At 56.0% G+C, this 21,112-nt stretch carries 16 protein-coding genes; 13 read left to right on the forward strand and 3 right to left on the reverse strand.

All coding sequences use genetic code 11. The annotated features are described in order from the left end of the window. Positions 1–67: 67 nt before the first annotated feature. The 7 genes from IPM50_05805 (at position 68) to IPM50_05835 (ending at position 9,875) form a co-directional block, all read left to right on the forward strand. Positions 68–931, forward strand: coding sequence for a hypothetical protein (locus IPM50_05805; GenBank protein QQS34089.1), 864 nt, complete (start codon positions 68–70; stop codon positions 929–931). An 11-nt stretch (positions 932–942) separates the two neighbouring features. Next, positions 943–2,040 carry an ABC transporter permease gene (locus IPM50_05810; GenBank protein QQS34090.1) on the forward strand — a complete coding sequence of 366 codons (1,098 nt, stop codon included), beginning with the start codon at positions 943–945 and terminating at the stop codon, positions 2,038–2,040. Positions 2,041–2,161: 121 nt separating this feature from the next. Then, positions 2,162–2,812 (forward strand): hypothetical protein, encoded by a 651-nt coding sequence (locus IPM50_05815; GenBank protein QQS34091.1) that lies wholly within the window; start codon positions 2,162–2,164, stop codon positions 2,810–2,812. Then, complete coding sequence (locus IPM50_05820) at positions 2,787–4,076, forward strand: hypothetical protein (protein QQS34092.1); 1,290 nt, start codon at positions 2,787–2,789, stop codon at positions 4,074–4,076. Before IPM50_05815 ends, IPM50_05820 begins: the two co-directional genes overlap by 26 nt. Positions 4,077–4,195: 119 nt before the next feature. Next, positions 4,196–7,543 carry an error-prone DNA polymerase gene (locus IPM50_05825; protein ID QQS34093.1) on the forward strand — a complete coding sequence of 1,116 codons (3,348 nt, stop codon included), beginning with the start codon at positions 4,196–4,198 and terminating at the stop codon, positions 7,541–7,543. A gap of 190 nt (positions 7,544–7,733) precedes the next feature. After that, complete coding sequence (locus IPM50_05830; protein QQS34094.1) at positions 7,734–9,188, forward strand: NAD-dependent malic enzyme; 1,455 nt, start codon at positions 7,734–7,736, stop codon at positions 9,186–9,188. A 3-nt stretch (positions 9,189–9,191) separates the two neighbouring features. Beyond that, positions 9,192–9,875 (forward strand): hemolysin III family protein, encoded by a 684-nt coding sequence (locus tag IPM50_05835; GenBank protein QQS34095.1) that lies wholly within the window; start codon positions 9,192–9,194, stop codon positions 9,873–9,875. Here the strand turns inward: IPM50_05835 and IPM50_05840 are convergent. The 3 genes from IPM50_05840 to IPM50_05850 are packed head-to-tail and all read right to left on the reverse strand — an operon-like array spanning position 9,833 to position 12,056. Beyond that, positions 9,833–10,888 carry an NAD(P)-binding domain-containing protein gene (locus IPM50_05840; GenBank protein QQS34096.1) on the reverse strand — a complete coding sequence of 352 codons (1,056 nt, stop codon included), beginning with the start codon at positions 10,886–10,888 and terminating at the stop codon, positions 9,833–9,835. The genes IPM50_05835 and IPM50_05840 overlap by 43 nt on opposite strands. Positions 10,889–10,925: 37 nt before the next feature. Then, positions 10,926–11,180 carry a hypothetical protein gene (locus tag IPM50_05845; GenBank protein ID QQS34097.1) on the reverse strand — a complete coding sequence of 85 codons (255 nt, stop codon included), beginning with the start codon at positions 11,178–11,180 and terminating at the stop codon, positions 10,926–10,928. Positions 11,181–11,192: 12 nt separating this feature from the next. Beyond that, positions 11,193–12,056, reverse strand: a complete 864-nt coding sequence (locus tag IPM50_05850) for a hypothetical protein (GenBank protein QQS34098.1) — start codon at positions 12,054–12,056, stop codon at positions 11,193–11,195. 64 nt (positions 12,057–12,120) lie between these two features. On the opposite strand from IPM50_05850, the gene IPM50_05855 reads away from it, so the two are divergent. From IPM50_05855 to IPM50_05880, 6 genes are all read left to right on the forward strand, one after another. Beyond that, positions 12,121–13,203: an Mrp/NBP35 family ATP-binding protein gene (locus tag IPM50_05855; protein ID QQS34099.1), complete on the forward strand. Its 1,083-nt coding sequence runs from the start codon at positions 12,121–12,123 to the stop codon at positions 13,201–13,203. A gap of 143 nt (positions 13,204–13,346) precedes the next feature. Further along, positions 13,347–14,639 carry a hypothetical protein gene (locus IPM50_05860; GenBank protein ID QQS34100.1) on the forward strand — a complete coding sequence of 431 codons (1,293 nt, stop codon included), beginning with the start codon at positions 13,347–13,349 and terminating at the stop codon, positions 14,637–14,639. A gap of 45 nt (positions 14,640–14,684) precedes the next feature. Next, positions 14,685–16,916 (forward strand): hypothetical protein, encoded by a 2,232-nt coding sequence (locus tag IPM50_05865; protein ID QQS34101.1) that lies wholly within the window; start codon positions 14,685–14,687, stop codon positions 16,914–16,916. Positions 16,917–17,054: 138 nt separating this feature from the next. Next, positions 17,055–20,054, forward strand: a complete 3,000-nt coding sequence (locus IPM50_05870; protein ID QQS34102.1) for a tail fiber domain-containing protein — start codon at positions 17,055–17,057, stop codon at positions 20,052–20,054. Between the two features lie 10 nt (positions 20,055–20,064). After that, positions 20,065–20,574, forward strand: a complete 510-nt coding sequence (locus tag IPM50_05875) for a carboxypeptidase regulatory-like domain-containing protein (GenBank protein QQS34103.1) — start codon at positions 20,065–20,067, stop codon at positions 20,572–20,574. 102 nt (positions 20,575–20,676) lie between these two features. Next, entirely contained in the window at positions 20,677–21,033 is a 357-nt protein-coding gene (locus tag IPM50_05880) for an iron-sulfur cluster assembly accessory protein (GenBank protein QQS34104.1), read from the forward strand. Positions 21,034–21,112: the final 79 nt, after the last annotated feature.

Below are 21,112 nucleotides of genomic sequence, written 5' to 3' on the forward strand. Positions count from 1 at the left end.
TTTTCGTTTTCCCGGAGACGGACGTTCCCGCCGAGTTCGAAAATTTCCGCAAACGGCCGCAGCTTAAATGGACCGCGAAAGAGCATTGCAAATGTCCCCCGAAGAAGCCATACATCATTCCATCGCCGATGCGGATGATATGGAAGAGGTGTGGGACGATCGTATCTACGTCAAGGACGTGATACGCAACCTGCTTTCGCATCCCGCACAGCTAATAACGCGTTGGAACTGGAAGGCCGCAACGATGGGAGCTCTGCTCCGCGGCACCTTCTATTTCACGGTTTACAAGGCCAGCCGCGAGAATTGGGCGGTCACGATGACGGCCGTGTTCGTTGAGCTTGCATTCAGGTTCTTTACGACGGGGCTTTCCGGTGCTGTAGTTCAGTCATTTCGAAAAGCGACGCCGATCTGGCAGGCAAACATCATCGTCTCGATACTGCTGCCCGCTTTCAGCCACACCGTCGAATTTTTTACGCATTACATTCAGGAACATTATTTTTTTGATGTTCTTGCCGCATCGCAGGACGGTGTCGCCCGAAAACGAGCATTCGCCATTTCCGTGCTTTTCTCTGTTCTGTCGGTGCTTTTCAATCTTTACATAATGCGTCACGGCGTTTTGCTGGTAGGTGCAGGCGAAGAGACCAAGACATTCGGACAGGACCTGAGACGCATTCCGCGGCTTGTCGGAGAGTTTGTCGCTTTCCTGCCCGTCCAAATATCGCGTTTCCTTGAAACAGGAAAGATACTGAACGCATTGACTTGGTTCGCCGCTTTCGGCCTGTCTGTCGGTGCGATCCTGGGAACGTTCCGCGGCAGGTGGCAGTGGGCGTGGACAACGGCCCTCGGTGCGTGGGGAATATTGCTCTTCGCGGTCGTTCTCGCCTTCACGATACGTTTCTTTATGCGCCGCAGCGGCAAGCTAGCCGATTAAACTCGCCACAGATGCTCGAACTCGTCCTCGCAAATCTCCGCGTCCGTCCGCTACGTACTTTCATCAGCATTATCGGTGTGGCGATCGGCGTCGTTCTCGTCGTGCTCTTTACAGGGCTGGCGCAAGGAATGACCAATGAGATGTCAAAACGCGCCGCTAACTGGAAAGCAGAGATCATCTTCACACGCCCGGGCGGCATGGACGCGACCAGTTCGAACGCCGCCGTTGACGTTCGGTACGCCGAACGCCTGCTCGAGATACCGGGCGTACAAACGACCACGCCTGTGCTGCGCTACGTTTCATCTGATTCCCGCGGAAGCTGGGGCATTCGCCAGCTCGACGGCGTTGACTGGCCGGCATTCTCAGCGATGAACGAGATCAGCATCGTCGATGGCCGCCCGCCCGTTGCGTTTGACGAGATCATCATCGATCAGCGTCAGCTCGAAAGCGAGAACCTTTCGATCGGCGGAACATACGAGCTTTTCGGCGGTAAGCAGTACAAGATAACAGGCGTTTTCGCACCGCCGTCAGGCTCTCGCATCAAGTTATCGCTCGCCGGCCTGCAGGATGCTCTGCAGACAGACAAATGCACTTATATCCTCGTTAAGGTCAAAAGCGGCTACGACCCCGAAAAGGTCGCGGCCGAGATCAACGCCGCGTTGCCCGGCAACCGCATCAATCTGACCAGCGAATTCATTACGGACGCACAGGAACGCCTGCCCGGGCTGAACACATTCCTCCGCGTGCTCGTTCTGCTCGGGGCATTGGTCAGCACCGTATTCGTGCTGCTGTCGATGTACACGACCATCACCGAACGCCGCAAAGAGATCGGCATCTTAAAGTCGCTCGGAGCGTCGCACCGCTTCATCATCGGCACGATCGAGGGCGAGGCTCTTCTGATCGGCGTGTTGGGAATAATCTTTGGGCTGGCGACGGCGTTCGCCGCTTCGCAGGTTATCTCGCGGCAGTTCGAGCTTGCCTTTGAATTCAGCCTCGGCTGGATACTTACTGCTGTTGCCATCGCCATCGGCGGCAGCCTGGTCGGAGCTCTCTACCCCGCATGGCGGGCCGCAGGCATCGACCCCGTCGAAGTGATGCTGAACGAATAGCCCTCAACTCTTCCCTCTTCCCTTTTTTCTTGCCTTTTCCCTCTCGCTTGATTACACTCGTATTATTGTTTCATTGATGCAACAGCGTTCTGCATACAGAATGTGAGCACAAGCGTCGCCGATGGCACATTTGAGCCTTGTAAAAAGCCTTTCTGACCTCAGGGAACAGCACCGCTCGCAGGACGAACTGCTGCTGGAGCCGCTCGGCCTCGCTCTCACACGCGGGACGCTCGTCGAATTTTCGGGCCCGTCCGGCTGTGGCAAAACGAGCCTCGCCGTAATGCTGCTCGCACGGCTGACAGCGGCGGGCGAGGCGTGTGCGGCTGTTGACGCAAGCGGCGGTTTCGACGCGGCCTCAGCCGCTGCTGCGGGCGTTGATATGCGAAATCTGCTGTGGATACGCTGCGGCGGCGACATCGAAAAGGCGTTCATGGCTGCCGATCTGCTCGTACAGGCAAAAGGCTTCGGAGCGGTCTGGCTCAACCTCAGCGGCCTGCCCGAACGCCAACTTCGGCTCGTGCCCCGCACATATTGGTACCGCTATCGCACACGCATCCGCGAAACGCCGACCATACTCGCCGTCACGTCTGCAGAACCTGTTACGGGCTCGGCGTCGCAGCGATCGTTCAGGTTGGAACGGACGGCCGCCGTGTGGTCGGGCGGCGGGCGTTTCAAGCTGCTACGCGAACTGCGCCCCGACATCGAATCTCGAAAGGCTGCCGCGGCGGAGCGTTTTCAGGGGCTTTTTGAAATGGATTACAGCGGAGCGTGAGACCGAGATGCCGAAACTCTACGCCTGCATTTCGTCGCCGAGTGCGTCCGCCGATATGCCTCTGCTGCTGGCCGCCGCACGCGAATTCGCATACGCCATCGAAACGGCGGACGACGGCGTGCTGTTTGATGTGAGCGGGCTCGACCGGCTGATCGGCGGACCGGAAAAGATACGGGAAAAGATCGTGGAATTCATGTGTGCGAACAAAATTTCAGGCGGCGTCGGCGTGGCGGAAACGCCCGATGCCGCACGTATGCTCGCACGTGCAGTCGATGCAGTTGAAGAACCGGCTGACGACGTTTTCCGCAAGCTGCCGCTGACCGCACTCGACATCGAATGCGACACTCTGCGTGTTTTTCACGACCTTGGATTGCGTCGCATCGAGGATCTGCTCGCGATACCGCGTGCCGAGCTTGTCGGTCGCTACGGCATCGAATTCGAACGCGTCATACGCTCCGCCGAACGCCGCGATTCCCGCCCGATCACGCCGAACGTCCGCGAAACGTCCGCCGTCTGGATCTACGAGCTCGACATGCCGGTCGAGGATTTCGAACAGCTCGTTTTCCTGCTCAATCACGGCCTGGAAAAGATATTCGCACGCGCGACACGGATCGGCATGAGCACGGACCGCGTCGAACTCGCGTTCGATCTGGACAAAAAGCCGACGCGTGAATATGACATCCACGCGGCTTTCCCGACGCTCGAGCGGCCATTTTGGCTAAAGCTCATCACGCTACGCATCTCCGCCGATCCGCCCGAAGCCGCTATCAGGTCGCTGCGTGCCGAGGCACATTTCACGCCGCCGCGGCCCGACCAAAAAGGGCTTTACGCCGTTTCGCGGCCGACGCCGGAAAGCCTGCAGTTGACGCTGGCAAAGCTAAAAAAGCTGGTCGGCGTCGCAAATGTCGGCACGCCGAGCCTCGTAGATCAGCGTGTGGAACGGCCTTTTGAACTTGATGCCGCGGCTGTCCCGCTCGGTATCGAAAGCACGACGCAGCCCTCGGACCGCTCGGTCATCGCGTTCACATATTACGAGCCGCCGCTGCGGGCCGATGTCCTCGTCCGCAATGGCCGTCTCGTATATCTGACGACGCGGCATTTCCGCGGACGCGTCGCAGAATATAGCGGCGTCTGGCGCGGAAATTCACGCTGGTGGGACCGCCCGTGGCGGACGCAGGAATGGGACGTCGAGATCGAGGACGGCGGCATCTATCGCCTGGCAAAAGCCGGCAAAGAGTGGTTCGTCGTAGGCGAATACGACTAGAAGGCTTGAATACTCGGCCCACTATTCACTTACGACTTGTAACTATCCACTGTAGATAAACTATTTCTACAGTTAATAGTTTCAAGTGATAAGTGACAAGTCGCCGCCGCTAACTGCTAATGTTCTGCGAACTTCACACACGTTCTGCGTTCAGTTTTTTGTCTTCGGGTTCGCAGCCCGAGGATCTGGCCGTGCGTGCGGCTGAATTGGGCATCGCGGCAATGGCGCTGATCGACCGCGATACGGTCGCGGGTGCGGTGCGGTTTCATTTTGAGGCACGCGAGCAAGGCATCAAAGCGATCGTCGGCTCTGAGATCACGATGGAAGACGGCAGCCTGTTGCCGCTCATTCCGCTGAATTTGGCGGGCTATCAGAATCTCGCAAAACTCATCACGACGATCAAATTACGCAACAAAAAAGGCGAGCACTTCGCGACGCGGCGTGACATCGAGGAACACTCCGCAGGGCTGATGTGTTTCACCGGCGGAGCCGACGGTTTTATGCACCGCAGCGTGAAATGCGGCACGCCGCAGGCTGACCTCGCGTGGCTGAATTACGCATTTCCCGGCCGTCTATATGTCGAGCTGCAGCGGCATCATCTTCGCCACGAAGAGGCTGTCAACCAGACGCTGCTCGGTCTTGCACACAAGCTGCGGCTTCCCATTTTTGTCTCGAACGGTGCGTATTACGCCGACGAACGCGCACGCGAACTCTACGACGTTTTCACCTGCATCAAAAATCACACGACGATCTATAAAGCCGGCCGGCTGCTCTCGGAAAACAGCGAGCGTTATATAAAAACAGCGGCGCAGATGCTGCGGCTTTTTGACGATATGCCGGAGGCGGTCGAGATCACGCGAGATATCGCGGACCGCGTCAATTTCTCGATGGACGAGCTTGGTTATACGTTCCCCGATTATCCCGTGCCGCCGGGCGAGACGATGGACACGCTGCTAAAACAGCTCGTCGAATCCGGCGCCGTCGAACGCTATGGCGGCATCAACGCCGAGACACGTGCCAAGCTCGACAAAGAGCTCGGCCTTATCCGCAAGCTGAAACTCGCGGGCTATTTTCTCGTCGTCTGGGACATCTCCGATTTCTGCAAACGCGAGCGGATCTTGTCGCAAGGCCGCGGCTCAGCGGCAAATTCCGTCGTCTGCTACGCGCTCGGCATCACCGCGGTCGACCCGATCAAGGCGCAGCTTCTGTTCGAGCGTTTCCTTTCCGAAGAACGCGGCGAATATCCCGACATCGACATCGATCTGCCGTCGGGCGACGACCGCGAACGCGTCATCCAATACGTCTATCAAAAATACGGCCGTCGCGGTGCGGCGATGACGGCGAACGTCATCTCGTATCGCGGGCGTTCGGCGATACGCGAGGTCGGCAAGGTTTTCGGTTTTGACGCCGATTCCCTGACGCAGCTTTCGAAGCTCAATCCGTATTTTGAATCGTTCAAAGGCGAGGAGCTTCACGAGATCCTGCGCGAGCAGGGCTTTGACACATCGGACGAACGCCGCGTAACGAAATTTGCGGAACTCTATACGCGCATTCTCGATTTCCCGCGGCATCTGGGCCAGCATTCCGGCGGCATGGTGATCTCGCTCGGGCGGCTCGACGGCGTTGTCCCGATCGAGCCGGCGTCGATGGACGGCCGCACGATCATTCAATGGGACAAGGACGATTGCGAACGCCTCGGCATCATCAAGGTCGATCTGCTCGGCCTCGGCATGATGGCGGTGCTGCGTGACACCATCGAGCTTGTCCGTGATCATTACGGCGATGACATCGGGCTTTACAAGATACCGCCCGACGACCCGAAAGTTTACAAAGCCCTGCAGGAAGCCGACACGATCGGTATGTTTCAGGTCGAAAGCCGTGCCCAGATCGCGTTTTTGCCAAAATCTCGGCCCGAGAATTTTTATGACATCGTCGTCCAGGTCGCGATCATCCGCCCCGGCCCGGTCGTCGGCAATATGCTCAGCTCATACATCAAACGCCGCCAAGGCATCGAGCCGATCGACTACATTCATCCGCGGCTCGAGCAGACTCTGAAACGCACGCTCGGCGTGCCGCTTTTTCAAGAGCAATTGCTCAAGATCGCGATGGACATCGCAGATTTCACCGGCGGCCAGGCTGAGGAACTGCGGCGTGCGATGGGATTCAAACGCGCCGATCGGCGGCTCATTTCGATCGAGGAAAAACTGCGTGCCGGCATGACGCGAAACGACATCGACACCGCGACGCAGGACCGCATCGTCGCGTCCGTCAAAGCGTTTGCGAACTACGGTTTCCCCGAATCGCACGCTGCGAGCTTCGCATTGCTCGCCTACGCGTCCGCTTATTTCATACTGCATTACCGTGCGGCCTTCATGGTCGCGATGTTCAATAATTACCCGCTCGGTTTCTACTCCGCAGCGACTTTGGTCAAAGATGCACAACGCCACGGCCTGCATTTCCTGCCCGTCGATATCAATCATTCCGACTATCTTTTCAAGATCGAGGGCGACAAGGTCCGCGTCGGCCTCAAATACATCCGCGGCCTCCGCCAAGAGATCGGCGAAGCGATCGTCGCGGAACGCTCTCGGCATCAACGGCTCTGCCGTTCTATTTGCGGTGAGGCTTGCCTCACCGGTCAGCAGCCCTATGCTCATGCGGCTATGCCGCCGAACGATCCCCAGAGCGGCGGCACAGCCGCGGAATATTTTATGACGAGTACGGAAAAGCTTAGCTTTTCCGCAGATAGAGCGGCAGAGCCGCAGAATTGCAAATGCGGTTGGTACACCGATATCGACGACCTCATCCGCCGCGTGCCGTCGATCAACAAACGCGAGATACGGGCCCTGAGCATGGCAGGTGCATTGAATTTCGACGGCACCATCCACCGCCGCAAAGCATTGTGGCAAACCGAGCTCGCGATGCAGCCGGCCGGTAAGCTTTTTGACCAATGCACAAGCCCGCACGTTAGTAAGGGCGATACACGCGACTTGAGTGATCCGCCCTTGCTGACGCGCGGGCCTACGCATTCTGCCGGAAACGCTACTTTTCTCACTCGCCTCGAAGGCATCGAGCTTGTCGAGGCCGATCTGCGGCAGACGGGCATCACTATCGGCAAACATCCGATGGCTTTTTTGCGTGACGAACTGCGGCGAAACGGCATCCTTTCCGCCGTTGAGACAAAGACGCTGCCCGAACGCGAGATCGTCTCGGTCGCCGGTGCGGTGATCATACGCCAGCGTCCGATGACGGCGAAAGAGGTCGTTTTTATCACGCTTGAGGACGAGACCGGCCATTCGAATTTCGTCGTGATGCCCGACGTTTTCGAGCGTTTCCGTGCAGTGATAAATCAGAATGATTACCTGATCATCCGCGGCATCGCCGAACGCGACGCGATGATAAAGGCTCTGCATTTCCGGTCGATCACGGGACAAATAAACGCGGCGGTCGAAGCACACAATTTTAGATAGAAGACAGGAGACAGAAGGCAGAAGTCAGTTGTCAGTAGTCAGTGGTCGGTAGATCGGCTGCTGGCAGCGAGTAATAAATTTTACGTTATCGACGTAAGGGCATTCTGACCTCTGCCTTATGCCTTCTGTCTTCTGACTACTCGTTTGCCCTGAATAACCTTTTTCGTCATACTTTTACGCAGAGCATTTTATGCCAAACAGACCTACCCCGAACGCCAGCTACAGTGTTACGCTTCGCGTCCGGATCCATAACCAGCCCGGCAAACTCGGCGAAGTAACGACAGCCATCGGCAAGGCAGGCGGCGACATCGAGGGCATCGACATCGTCAGCGTCGGCCGCGATCATCTGATCCGCGACATCACCGTGAACGCCGCAAGCGAACATCACGACAAAGAGATCGTCGCCGCGGTCTCGGACATAGACGGCGTCGAGGTGGTGAACGTCTCGGACCGCACGTTCCTGATGCATCTCGGCGGCAAGATAGAGATCGTCTCTAAAGTGCCGCTGAAAACGCGTTCGGACCTTTCGATGGCATACACGCCGGGCGTCGCCCGCGTTTGCCAGGCGATACAAAAAGACCCCGAGAAGCGATTCAACCTCACTATAAAAAAGAACACGGTCGCTGTCGTTTCAGACGGCACAGCCGTACTCGGCCTCGGCGACATCGGCCCGGCGGCAGCGATGCCGGTAATGGAAGGCAAATGCCAGCTTTTCAAGGAATTCGGCGGCGTCGATGCGTTTCCCATTTGCCTGAACACAAAGGACCCGCACGAGATCGTCCAGACTATCAAGAACATCGCGGTCGCTTTCGGCGGAATAAATCTCGAGGATATTTCGGCGCCGCGGTGTTTCGAGATCGAAGAGCGCCTGCAGGAAGAACTGAACATTCCCGTTTTTCACGACGACCAACACGGCACGGCGGTCGTCGTTCTTGCCGCCCTCATAAATGCGCTCAAGATCACCGGTAAGCGTATGGAAGACATCAAGCTCGTCGTCAACGGCATAGGTGCGGCGGGCGTGGCGTGTTCAAAGATAGTGATGGCCGCCGGCGTGAAGAACATAATCGGCTGCGACACTACGGGAGCGATCTATCAGGGCCGCAAAGAGAATATGAATTGGGTCAAGGACTGGTACGCACGCAATACCAATCCTGACAAAGAGCAGGGCACGGTCCACGACGTGATCAAGGGTGCCGACGTATTTTTCGGTCTTTCGGCACCGGGGCTGCTGACCGCTTCAGACCTGGACACGATGGCAAAGGACCCGATAGTTTTCGCCATGGCAAATCCGACGCCGGAGATCATGCCAGAGGACGCCGAAGGCCACGTCTCGGTAATGGCGACAGGACGTTCGGACTATCCAAATCAGATCAATAATGTGTTATGCTTTCCGGGCATCTTCCGCGGTGCTCTGAATTGCCGTGCATCGCGTATAAATGAGGCGATGAAGCTCGCCGCGGCACACGCCATTGCAGAGACCATCGCCGAAGAGGAACTGCATCCGGATTATATTATCCCGTCGGTCTTCGACCGCCGCGTGGTCGAAGCGGTGGCGGCACGCGTAGAGGATGCGGCATACAGTTCGGGCGTGGCACGCCGCGACAGGACAACGTCCGACACGCTGTACGACACTAAAGCGCACTAGAAAATGGTACGACGCCGACTGAGAGAGCTGAGCATCGAAGAAGCCGCGAATTCGCTGACGCATGGTTTCGGGCTGCTTCTCAGCGTATTCGGTTTTGCATTACTGATGCTGCTTGCCGTGTATTACGGCGGCCCGCTGCATTTCGCAAGCGCGGTCGTTTACGGGATGTCGCTGGTCATACTTTACGGAGCCTCGACGCTCTATCACAGTGCGAATACCCCGCGGGCAAAATCCGTTCTACAGCTCGTCGATCACTGCTGCATCTATCTGCTGATCGCCGGCAGCTATACGCCGTTCGCGCTGATCGTGCTGAATGGCAGCCTCGGCTATGGATTGTTGATCTTCGCGTGGGTCTTTGCGGCAGTCGGGATACTGACCAAGGTCGTTTTTGAGATCCGCTCAGGGTTAGTTTCCGCGACAATTTACCTTGTGATGGGCTGGGCCGGACTCGTTGCCGTAGAGCCGCTTTACAATGCGGTCGGGCTCGTCCCGATGCTGCTTGCACTCGCAGGCGGACTTAGCTATTCGCTGGGCATCATCTTTTTCGGCTGGAAAAGCATCAAACACCACCACGCTATCTGGCACGTCTTTGTCCTGATGGGCAGCGTGCTTCACTTCATCGCCATTGCCGGTTACGTGATGACTTACGCACCGGTTTCGACTGCTCTCATCTCGACCAGTTTCTGAACAACCTGACGGCCTGCGTCGATCGCGCCTTTTATATGCCGTTGGTGTGTGAAGTGTCCCGCGACGTAAACGCCGGGAACATTCGTCTCGAACGTCTCAGGATCATAAACAGGCACCTCGCCGTATTTGCCCTGCTCGGTCTCGACGCCCAAATTTTTCAGCATGGTCAGATCGGCATCCGAACCGATCAGCACGAAAACAACGTCATTCGGCAGCATGACGCGTTCGCCCGTCTCACTCTCAAGCTCCACCTCGCCTTCGCGAAACTCGACAACTTTGCCCAGAAAGAATAGCTTTAGGCAGTTCTCTTTCAGCTCGTTCTCGAGAGGCTGTTTGACCCAATATTTTATGCAGCCCTGTTTTGGATCATTGTTTTCCCAATCATCGCGAAATATCGCGAGCGTCGTCTCGGCGCCTTCCTGAGCGAGAAACAACGCCGCCTCGCCCGCCGAATTTCCGCCGCCGACCACAAGTGCTTTCTTCTTCACCCACGGATATGTCTCGCGAAAATGGTCAAAAACGTGAGGCAGATCTTCGCCGGGAACGTTCAGCCGCCGCGGCCGGTCCATCGCTCCGATGGCGAAGAGAACTCTTTGACACTCGTATTCCGCGCTATCAGTTTCAACATGAAATACACGTTGCGGAAGCCCGCGCGTAAGCAAGGGCGTTACATTCAACGCATCGCTTTCGCCCTTGCTGACGCTCGGGCTTCTGCAAACTATCGATCGCACGGTCTCTTCCGTTCTGATATTCAGATCATTCTCCAGCACGAAACGCACGTAGTACGACAGCAGTTCCTCGCGGGTCGGCTTTTCGCGTGCGGGTTTCAGTCCGCCGGGAATTATCTCAAGTTCGTTGACCGTCGAAAAAACGGTAAGGCCAACGGGATAATTGTAGATCGAATTTCCGATCAGGCCTTTTTCGATAACGACGTAATCGAGGCCGGCCTTGTTTGCCTCATACGCCGCCGCGATCCCTGCCGGCCCGGCTCCTATAATGACGAGATCGTACATTGGAATGCTTCAGTGAAGAGTGACAAATGACAAGTGGTCAGTTGCCAGCCTCCATTTCTTTCAATATTTCAGTGAATTTCTCGATCTGAACACGCGCTGCTTCCAGGCTGCGTTTTGATTCGAGATATTTTTCCCATTCGCCGGTCATTGTCAGGGCTTTGAGCGTTTCTTCGTCGAGCGCGTGCGACATAACAACGAGCAGGTCGCTCAAGGCCTCGTGCCCGTCGAGTAGCGATTGAATGATCGTGTAAGCGAGTTTTGCGTTCGGCAGATCTATGTCGAGTTTTTCCATAGCACTATGATTTTAGCGGACGAACGGCAGTTCGCTGACCTCGGCTCGTGTTTCCCCGGCGAGAAGTTCTGTTCCCGGGGCGAGGAAATCGTAACGCACGTACGCCAACGCTATCGTCTTACCGAGCTTAGGCGAGAAAGTAACGGACGTGATGCGGCCGGCGGGTTTGCATTCGGGTGATGTCAATTCATTGCCGGGGCCGAGGCCGTCTGTTGACACAAGTCCCGTCAACTGTTTTGCCACATGGCCGCGGAAATGGATGCGGGCGATGATCTCCTGGCCGATGTAGCAGCCTTTGTTGTAAGAGATCAGGCCGTCGATCCCGAGTTCCGGTACGATGGTCGTTTCGTCCATATCGATGCCGAATTTTGGAACGCCGGATTCGATCCGCAGTGTCTCGTAAAGCTCGTCGGATATCGGTATCGGTCCGTCCGGCAGCGGCCGATCATGAGGTGCGAAATATCCCGTCGATCTGCCAGCAAACATAAGGCCGCCCGCTGACGCAGGCGGTTCTGCCCCGAATGTCTCAAGATATCGAAACTGATCCGAAAGGTCCTCAACAAAAAAATCACCGGCAAACGTAAAGCGAAACAGATTCTGAAAGACCTTTTCGCGGGTCGCTTCTTCAGTCTCTATCAAGAACCGGTCGCCGTCGCGTCGAACGCGGACAACTGCGAGTAAACGCCCCTGTGCATTTGGAAAAGCGGCGAGCATTTGTTCACCGTCTCCGAGCGTTTTCACATCGTTCGTTATCAGCCCGTCCAGGAACTGCACGGCCTCGCCGCCCCACACGGCGACCAGTCCGCGCCGCGTTTCGTAATAGCCCAAACCGCCCGAGCGGATCTGTTCGTATGCTTTTTGCGAGGCTTCGTTCATTTTTCCGCAACCATTTTTGTTACAATACGAAAATACTTTATTACGCCGAGGGCGTTTTTTCATAATGAGCCAAATTTCTGAACAGATAATCCTAGATTCCCTGAAAGCGATCATCGACCCGGACCTGCGAAAGGATATCGTGACATTGGGTTTTGTCCGCGATGTCGAGATCGACGGCGGCGCCGTTTCGTTCCGCATCGTTTTGACGACGCCGGCGTGCCCCGTCAAAGAAGAGATGGAAACGCAGGCACGCGAGATAGTCAGCAGCCTGGACGGCGTAGCCAGTGTCAACGTAACGATGGACGCTGAAGTGCCGCAGGGACGCGGCATTGCGAATAACGTCGCGATCCCGGGCGTGAAGAACATCATTGCCGTCTCGTCCGGCAAAGGCGGCGTCGGCAAATCGACGGTCGCGGTCAACCTCGCCGTCGCTCTCGCGATGGACGGTGCAAAGGTCGGCATCATGGACGCCGACGTTTACGGGCCGAATGTTCCGCTGATGCTCGGCACGGGCTACGATCAGCCCGAGGTCGAGAACGGTCAATTGAAACCCATCGAGGCTCACGGCATCAAGATGATCTCGATGGCGGTGCTCGTGCCGCCTGACAAACCGATGATCCTTCGCGGGCCGATGCTGCACGGCGTCGTCCGCCAGTTTTTGACCGACGTGAATTGGGGCGAGCTCGATTATCTTGTCGTCGATATGCCGCCCGGCACGGGCGATGTGCAGCTTTCGCTCGCACAGCTCGTTCCGGTCCAAGGTGCGGTCCTCGTGACCACGCCGCAGGAAGTTTCGCTTTCGGACGTTCGCCGTGCGGTGAAGATGTTCGAGACCGTTAACATTCCGGTTCTCGGCGTTATCGAAAATATGTCGTATTTCATAGCTCCCGACACCGGCAACAGATACGAGATCTTTGGCAAAGGCGGCGGACAAAAACTCTGCGACGAATACGGCCTCAATCTTCTCGGTGAGGTTCCCCTCGGAATGGAGGTCCGAGAAGGCGGAGATAAAGGAACGCCCGTAGTTGCGGCATTTCCCGATTCGCCGCAGGCAGCGGCATTCCGCAAAGTCGCCGAAGAGGTCGCCCGCCAGGTCTCGATCGAAGCGATGAAACCGGAGCTTGTGATAATGAGCCGCACTTCGTAAGGGGACTCCCGCGACAAAACAATTTCATTGACAGAAATACGCCGTTGGGACGATATTAGTCTCAGGCGTATTTTTTTACTTGGCTGCCGGCAATGGCAATTGGCAGTGTCCGGTCAGCCGCACACTTCTCTTTGGGCATTACTATGTTAAAAAAACAGATCTTCTCACTGCTCTTGATCTCATCGTTCTTCACCTCGTTCGTATTCGCTGATTACACCATCACCCAGCGGCGTACTATGGAAGGTTCGTCATTCGAAATGACCGTTCAGGCGAAAGGCGTCCGCGTTCGGCGTACAAGTAAGGTCGATCTCGGCAAGGACGAAGAGGACGACCCCATGGTCAAGCAAATGATGGCAGAGATGATGCCGTCGCTGACCTACATTTCTCAATGCGACCTGAAACAGGACCTGGTCGTGAACGACAGTAAGAGGTCATTTTTCGTCGATTATCACGACTGGTCCGCCGCACCGCCGGAAAAACTGGCTCTTCGCCCGAAAAAGAAGGTCGAGATCCGCGGCACAGTCACATTCAATATGGCTGTCGAAGACTCGGGCAAAAGGAAACAGATGTTCGGCCTTAATGCAAGATGGCTCAAACACACAGTAGATACTGTTTTTTCGGCTGATTCCTGCGAAGGTGCAAAAACGTTCAAGATGGTCCAGGAAGGCTGGTTCGTCGATCTCACACTCGAATCTAAAGGCTGCGACCCGCCGCCTATGCCGCAGGGCGAAGATTCCGGCTGCCGTCCGCGTCCGATCTACAAGAATATGCAGAATGCCGGATTCTTGCTCGAAGGAACCACTACATATTTCGAGAACGGCAAGAAGACAATGACTGACAGCATCGAAACGCTTGCTCTTTCAAAAGCCACGCTCGATCAAGCCCTCTTCGAGGCACCGAAAGATTTTACCGAGGTCGATTCATATAGCGAATTGATGCGCGGCGTAACGGGCCCTGCAGACAACACTGCGATCACGCGTATTTCCGGAAAGGACACTGATGACGGCAAGGCCAAGAGCGTCAAGACGGTGGCGATCGACTTTTTCTCCGGCAGCTCGTCAAAGGTCGACCAGCAGCAGATGCGTGAATTGATCTCCGACAAACTCACCGCGGCCGGAATGGCGGGCTATCTCGTCACCTCGCAGGCAGAACTCACAACCGGCAATTTCAAGAACGTCATCGCCGTTGATATCAAGAAGACCAAGGAATCCGGCGGAGCAAAGATCGGCGGGCTTTTCGGCAAGGTCACGGGAACGCCGGACGCCTCGAAATTGGGTGATTCCGAAGCTGAGATCGTCATCACGGTATTTGCTCAGGACGGCAAGACGGTCGTCGGCACCGCGTCAGCCAATGAAAAGGTCAAGGGCTCTGTAAACGACGCCGTGAAGGCCGCGATCGAAAAGGCATTGCCGGGCCTGTTGGCCAAATTAAAATAACACCTTCCGAGCGGAGTTTTTCCGCCCATCTACATTGGAGGCAACATGCGCGGAGTTCGCATTTTTCTCACCTTTCTCATCTTCCTGGCATGCATCGGAGGTGCAGCGGCACAGCGCCCTATTCTGCCGATGAGCTCGCTGCCGATGCCCGAATCTTCACCCGAATCCGATTCGGATCCGCTTTCGGATTTCCCGGAAAAAGGACTGCCGCCGGCTGCTGTATTCGGCCCGAATCCGTCGATCGAGTCGGGCGCCGAGGCAGCCCGCCGCGTGATGAAGTTTGACGACGATTCGCTGCCGATACTGATGGCGGCGCTGCAAAAAGGCGGTTTCACTATCATCGACACCAACGGCAAACCGCTTTACCTTCCGCGCTCGGGGCCGGGCATTGATATCGCATTTGTTGATTTTGAAGTGGCGGGGATGCTGCGCAGTGCCACTCTCGGTGTCGGGACATCCGTTCCGAAGCTCGCAAAACTATACGCAGGCAACGGCGCCGAGATGTCTCCGGACGAATTTGCCCGCCGTATGCTCACGGATATTCGCGGCATGCGAAATTCGAGCGACGAACATATCAAATTCCTGTGGGGTTTCCTGGCCGAAATGAGCCGCATCACGCCCGACCTGGGCGACCTCGCATCTGCACCGCCTGCGAACGTAAAGCTGAACATGATACAAGCATCGATCGTCGAGCGTCTGCTGCTGCGTGATCTGCTTGTGAAGTTCGAGATCTTGAGCGCGGCGTCGGGAAATGCCCGCTATCGGCCGTTCAAAGAGACGGGGCAGCAGTCGTTCTTTGTAAACGCATCGTGGTCGCCAGCGCCTTCGGCAGAATGCGGGGTCATCGACGACATTGCCGAACTGAAGAAAGCATGGAAAACCGGTTCAAAGATCGGCGAAACGGTCGCGACCTACGGCGGAGTATTAAAGGACTACAATCATGTTCTCGACCTGCAGAATAGCCAGACCGTTAAAGCATCTTCGGTGGCAAGCGCCGCCCTCGCTTGGGCAAAAGTGCTCATGGCGTTCATGAACATCAAGGCCGATTTTGAGATAGAAAAGCCGATGCCGCTTATCCGTACTAAGAAGTCCGGCTTTAATATGGGGCAGCAGCGTGATGTATCGGTCAAGTTCATCATGAACTTTCCCAGGACGCAGATCATCAACTGCGTTGCCAAAGCATTCGACACGGCGACAGGTATCGACCTGAGCATTCCCGACGGCGGCCCGATGGCGGACGTGCCGGTCGAATGGTCCGTGCTATTGGAAGGCAGAGGAATTACCCGATACACGGACGTCCCCGTTTGGGTGGACGCCACCACAAGAAGCGACATCAGCCGGCAGAAGACAAACAGTTCAGGCAAGAGCACGATAAGGCTGACCGGAAAGCCGCAGCCGCGGGACATGGAAAACGAGCCTGTCGTCCCAATGCCGAAAACCGTTCGGCTCCGGACGACGATGGCGCTTGAAAAGATGGATGCCGCCAAAGATATCCCAAAGATCATCAAGGCGAACATGGGGCCGGTGATCGATCCTATTGGTCTCATCGAACAGGCGGCGGATTTCATTCAAAAGATCCCGCTCAAATCTTTCCGCGTTACCGTGCCCGTCCGCGACTGGCAGCCGTGCGCAGCGGATTGGGGCGGCAATATCACTTACACGAAACGCCTACAGCAATCCATCGCGGTAAAAGGCACGCGGACCAGTAACGGCAATTCGACCGGCGACGGCTTTCGCCAGATCTCGAAATACGATCATGCAAGCGTCGAACTGAACCCGCGAACCAAAGCCGAGCTTGCCGCGGGCACCGCGCAGAAGCCTGCACTTTACTACGTCAACGGACTGCACACGGACGTTTTTTCCGGTACCAGAGAGGGCGACCCGTGCTGCGGCCCATCCGAAGGCAGCTATAACGTAAAGTTTCGCCAAGGCTCCGAGATGAAGTATTCGCAGACGTTTTCCGGTCCGGCGGACGTACGTGTGATCACCAGGCAGCGGGATTTCAGCCTCGCTCTCAATATCTTCTCCGAAACAATAAAGACGCTTATTCGCTCATTTTATGAGGTTGAAGAATCCAACTGTCCACTCGATAAAGCTGAGGCCGGGGATGAGTATAGCGACGGTATGCATATGCTGACCGACATGCTCGAAGACGGCCGCTACGGCGAGCGTTACGCCGACGAGACCGGCGAGATCCTTGCCGGGCAGAAGGTGGTGACCGGACGCGACGGCTCCACGATCACCTGGACGTGGCAGCTCGCCCGGTGTAAGCAGTAAGGTTCGGCAAACCATTTTGATTTTATCGCGGTCGGCAGCCTAAGGCTGACGGCCTTTTTTCTATTGCATCAGATTGCGAATTCGAGTAAGCTGATTCCGTTTTCACGACAACTTAATTAGCCAATTGGGGAGGTTCCTATGATGAGAATTTTCAGACTCACCGTTTTTGCTTCTTTTCTTTTTCTCCTTTCGTCATCTGCGCTGGCACAAACAGCCATCACCTATCAGGGACGGCTGATGCAAAATGGCGTTCCTGCTGCCGGAGTTTTCGACATTTCTTTCCGGCTTTATGATGCGGCGTCCGGCGGCACACAGGTCGGCAGCGAGGTGATCGTGACCGGCGTCAGTGTACCAAGCGGCGGGATATTCACAGTCGAGCTGGATTTTGGAGCCGTGCCGTTCACATCAGGCCAGGCAGGCTGGGTTGAGATCAGCGTGAAACCGAACGGTTCTCCCGACCCTTTCACGCTTCTGTCGCCCAGGCAGGCACTTACGAGAACGCCGTATTCGATCGCGTCTATGTCCGCGGACAGTGCCGATACGGCAGCTACAGCGACGAATGCGAGCCAACTCGGCGGCGTCCCGGCGGCTGATTATGTCGTAACGAGTGACACAAGGCTTTCCGACGCCCGCGATCCTCTTCCCGGCAGCGGCAGCTATATACAAAATCAAGATTCCGGGCCGCAGACCGCAAGCAATTTCAATATCAGCGGAACCGGGACGGCAAATATCTTCAACGCCGGCACTCAGTTCAACATACAGGGAAGCCGTGTTCTTTTCGGGTCCCCGATAAGTAGCAATACATTTATCGGCTTTAACAGCGGTCTTGGGACCGTTGGCGGCAATTTCAATACTTTCGCAGGCCGGCAGGCCGGTGAGGCTAACATAGCCGGCGATTACAATAGCTTTTTCGGATTTACAGCCGGACAAATGACCACCGCCGGTCAAAACTCTTTCTTCGGTTCGCGGGCAGGTAGATCAAACAATATCGGAACCGGGAACGCCTTTTTCGGGGCATTCGCAGGCGATGCAAATAACAGCGGCAATGGGAACTCGTTCTTCGGAGGCTCCGCGGGAATGTTTTCAACCACTGGAAGCTCCAATGTATTTGTTGGAGCCTCAGCAGGCACCAGCAATTCGTCCGGCAGCCAGAATACTTTCGTCGGAGCGACCACCGGGAGCATGAACACAACGGGATCCAATAATACACTGATCGGCTCCCTGGCAAATACGACGGCGAACGGCTTGGAGTATGCCACCGCCATCGGTGCAGAAAGCTCGGTTTCAACTAATAACACGATAGTCCTCGGCCGCTCTGCTGACAGTGTGATGGCTCCGGGAAGTATCGACTCTCCTGAGTACAGGACCGCCGGCCAGCGTTTTTTGAGGCAGATCACTGACAATCTGAGCGTCGGCCTCGATACCGGCAGCCCTTCGGTTGGATTTCAGAACACATTCGTCGGCAGTTTTGCCGGTAATTCGGCACTTGGAGCACTTCAGGATAACAGCTTCTTTGGGTTCAGCTCCGGTAGATTTACAACTTCCGGTTCGGCAAATTCATTCTTTGGTTCGGGCTCCGGCGCATCTAATTCGAGCGGAAATGGAAACACGTTTGTCGGCAATAATGCCGGATTTAATAATACGATCGGCAGCGGCAACGCCTTTTTCGGTAATGGCACGGGCGGGTCTTCAACGTCTGGTTCAGACAACACATTTATCGGGCGGACGTCGGGCATTGCGAACATTTCGGGGTCTTTCAATACGACGTTAGGGGCTCTCGCGGACCTTTCGGCGGGGAACTTGACCTATGCAACAGCGATCGGTTCGGGTGCGGTAGTTTCAACAAGCAATACCGTTGTGATAGGCCGCAACCTTGATACTGTGCAAATTCCCGGAACACTTTCCGCAAACGGCAGCAGCTTGACGAACCTAAATGCGTCCAATATTACGACCGGCACGCTTGACCTAGCTAGGCTCGACAATGGGGTCATTTTGAATAGCGGCAGCCAGCAAGGCGGTGCCAGTTTCAATATCTCAGGGTTTGGCCTCGTCGCGGGTGAGCTTAGAGGCGGCAACGTAAATACACAATCAAATTTCAGGATCAATGGATCACGTTTCGCCGCCGCCGGAAATACCACAAATACTGCACTCGGACTCAACACGGGAAACCCGGCACTTGGCAACAGCAATACATTTGCGGGCTACTTCGCGGGTTTCAGTTCGCAGGGCGATAACAACAGCTATTTCGGTATGCAGGCCGGCCACAACAGCACCTTTGCGATCCGAAACTCGATCTTCGGAGCACAGGCAGGGGCAAATGCAACGACGAGCAGCCTGAACGCGTTCTTCGGATATTTGTCGGGGGGCAATACGACCATTGGCGGTGCAAACACCTTTATCGGCGATTCAGCCGGGCGTTTCAACACGGTCGGCGGCCAAAACACATTCGTCGGCCAATCCGCGGGTAAGGGGCATCAATTCGGGACCGGCAACTCATCTTTAGGCTTCGAGACCGAGTTTTCAGATAACATTAACAATGCAACGGCGATCGGCAGCCGTGCCTCGGTCACACAGAGCAATTCCATTGTCCTCGGAAGTATAAACGGCGTTAATGGAGCGACCGCGAGTACAAATGTCGGGATCGGCACAACGGCACCCGGTTTCCGATTGCACGTTGAAGGCGCAACGTACATTAAGGGAACGCTGACCGTCGATGGTGATATTGCTCTTGTTGACCTTGGAGCGGCCGGTGCGACGCCACTTTGCCGAAATGCAATAAACCGGATCGCGACCTGCTCGTCATCAATGCGTTATAAAACGAACGCGGCGGGCTTTTCGCCGGGACTCGAACTCGTCAAAGGGCTCAAACCGATCTCGTTCGAATGGAAGGAAGCGGGTATGCTCGACCTCGGCCTCAGTGCGGAGGATGTGGCTGCGATCGAACCCCTGCTAGTGACCTATAACGACAAGGGCGAGGTCGAGGGCGTGAAATACGACCGTATCGGAGTTGTTTTGGTGAACGCAGTTAAAGAACAGCAGAAACAGATCGAATCGCAGCAGCGGCAGATCGATGAATTAAAGGCCGTCATCTGTGCTAAAGACGCCGCATTATCCATATGCAAGGCAAAAGATAAGTAGGAGGCTGACCATGCGACAAGAACATTTCATCACGTTATTAACCGTGGTCTTTGCTCTGCTGTGCTCGTCTGCTGCAGCTCAGTCGGGCGGCGATTTCGAGATCACGAGAAGCGTTGTCGCCGGCGGCGGCGGCGATTCTGCCGGCGGGACCTTTGGCGTAAGCGGCACAAAGGGCCAGCCGAAAGCAGGCGCCACTTTAACCGGCGGTGCATTCAGCCTGACCGGCGGATTCTGGCATCCGGAATTCGGCCCGACCGCTGCGCTCGTTTCTGTCACCGGGCGAGTTTCGACCGCCGGAGGGGCGGGCATTCGGAACATTACCGTCACAATTACCGCTCCGGATGGCACCGTGCGCCGTGCCGTTACGGGCACGCTAGGGTTTTTCCGCTTTGATGAGGTCGAGGCGGTCGGCAATTACGTGATCACTGTAAACTCTCGCCGCTACCGATTCCCGCAGCCTACTCGCGTGATCCAGGTCGTGGACAACATTGCGGATGTTAATTTTATTGCACTGGACTAGACATAGAAAGGCTTGCTTTTGTCGGCTTTGTGTGTAAAGATGATTTTATTGTAAGGATTCGCTTTGGCGGGTCCTCATTTTTTGAAAGGAGCTATCATTTTTATGTCAGCAGTTGCAGCACCGAGTGTAGAGTTGGACGTTACCGAAGCGGCAGCGGTAGAGATCAAGAAGTTCATCGATGCCGAAGACGATCTGCCGGAAACGGCGGGGCTTCGCGTACGTGTAGTGCCGGGCGGATGTTCCGGCTTTCAGTACAGCCTGAATGTCGAGGAAGAATCGCGTCAGGGTGATTTCATTCTCGACAAGCACGGCATCAAGCTGTTCGTCGATATGTTTTCGGCGCAGTATCTGAACGGTGTCCAGATAGACTATACGTCGAACATGATGGGCTCCGGCTTTACGTTCGAGAATCCGAATGCGACCGGTGGCTGCGGCTGCGGAACGTCTTTCTCGGCTTAACAACTTATTTATCTGGAAGCACACTCCGATTGCACGTCTCTTGTCTTATCCAATAGGACAATTTAGGGAACGCGAGGCG

The sequence above is a fragment of the Acidobacteriota bacterium genome (assembly GCA_016700075.1).
Taxonomy (GTDB): Bacteria; Acidobacteriota; Blastocatellia; order Pyrinomonadales; family Pyrinomonadaceae; genus OLB17.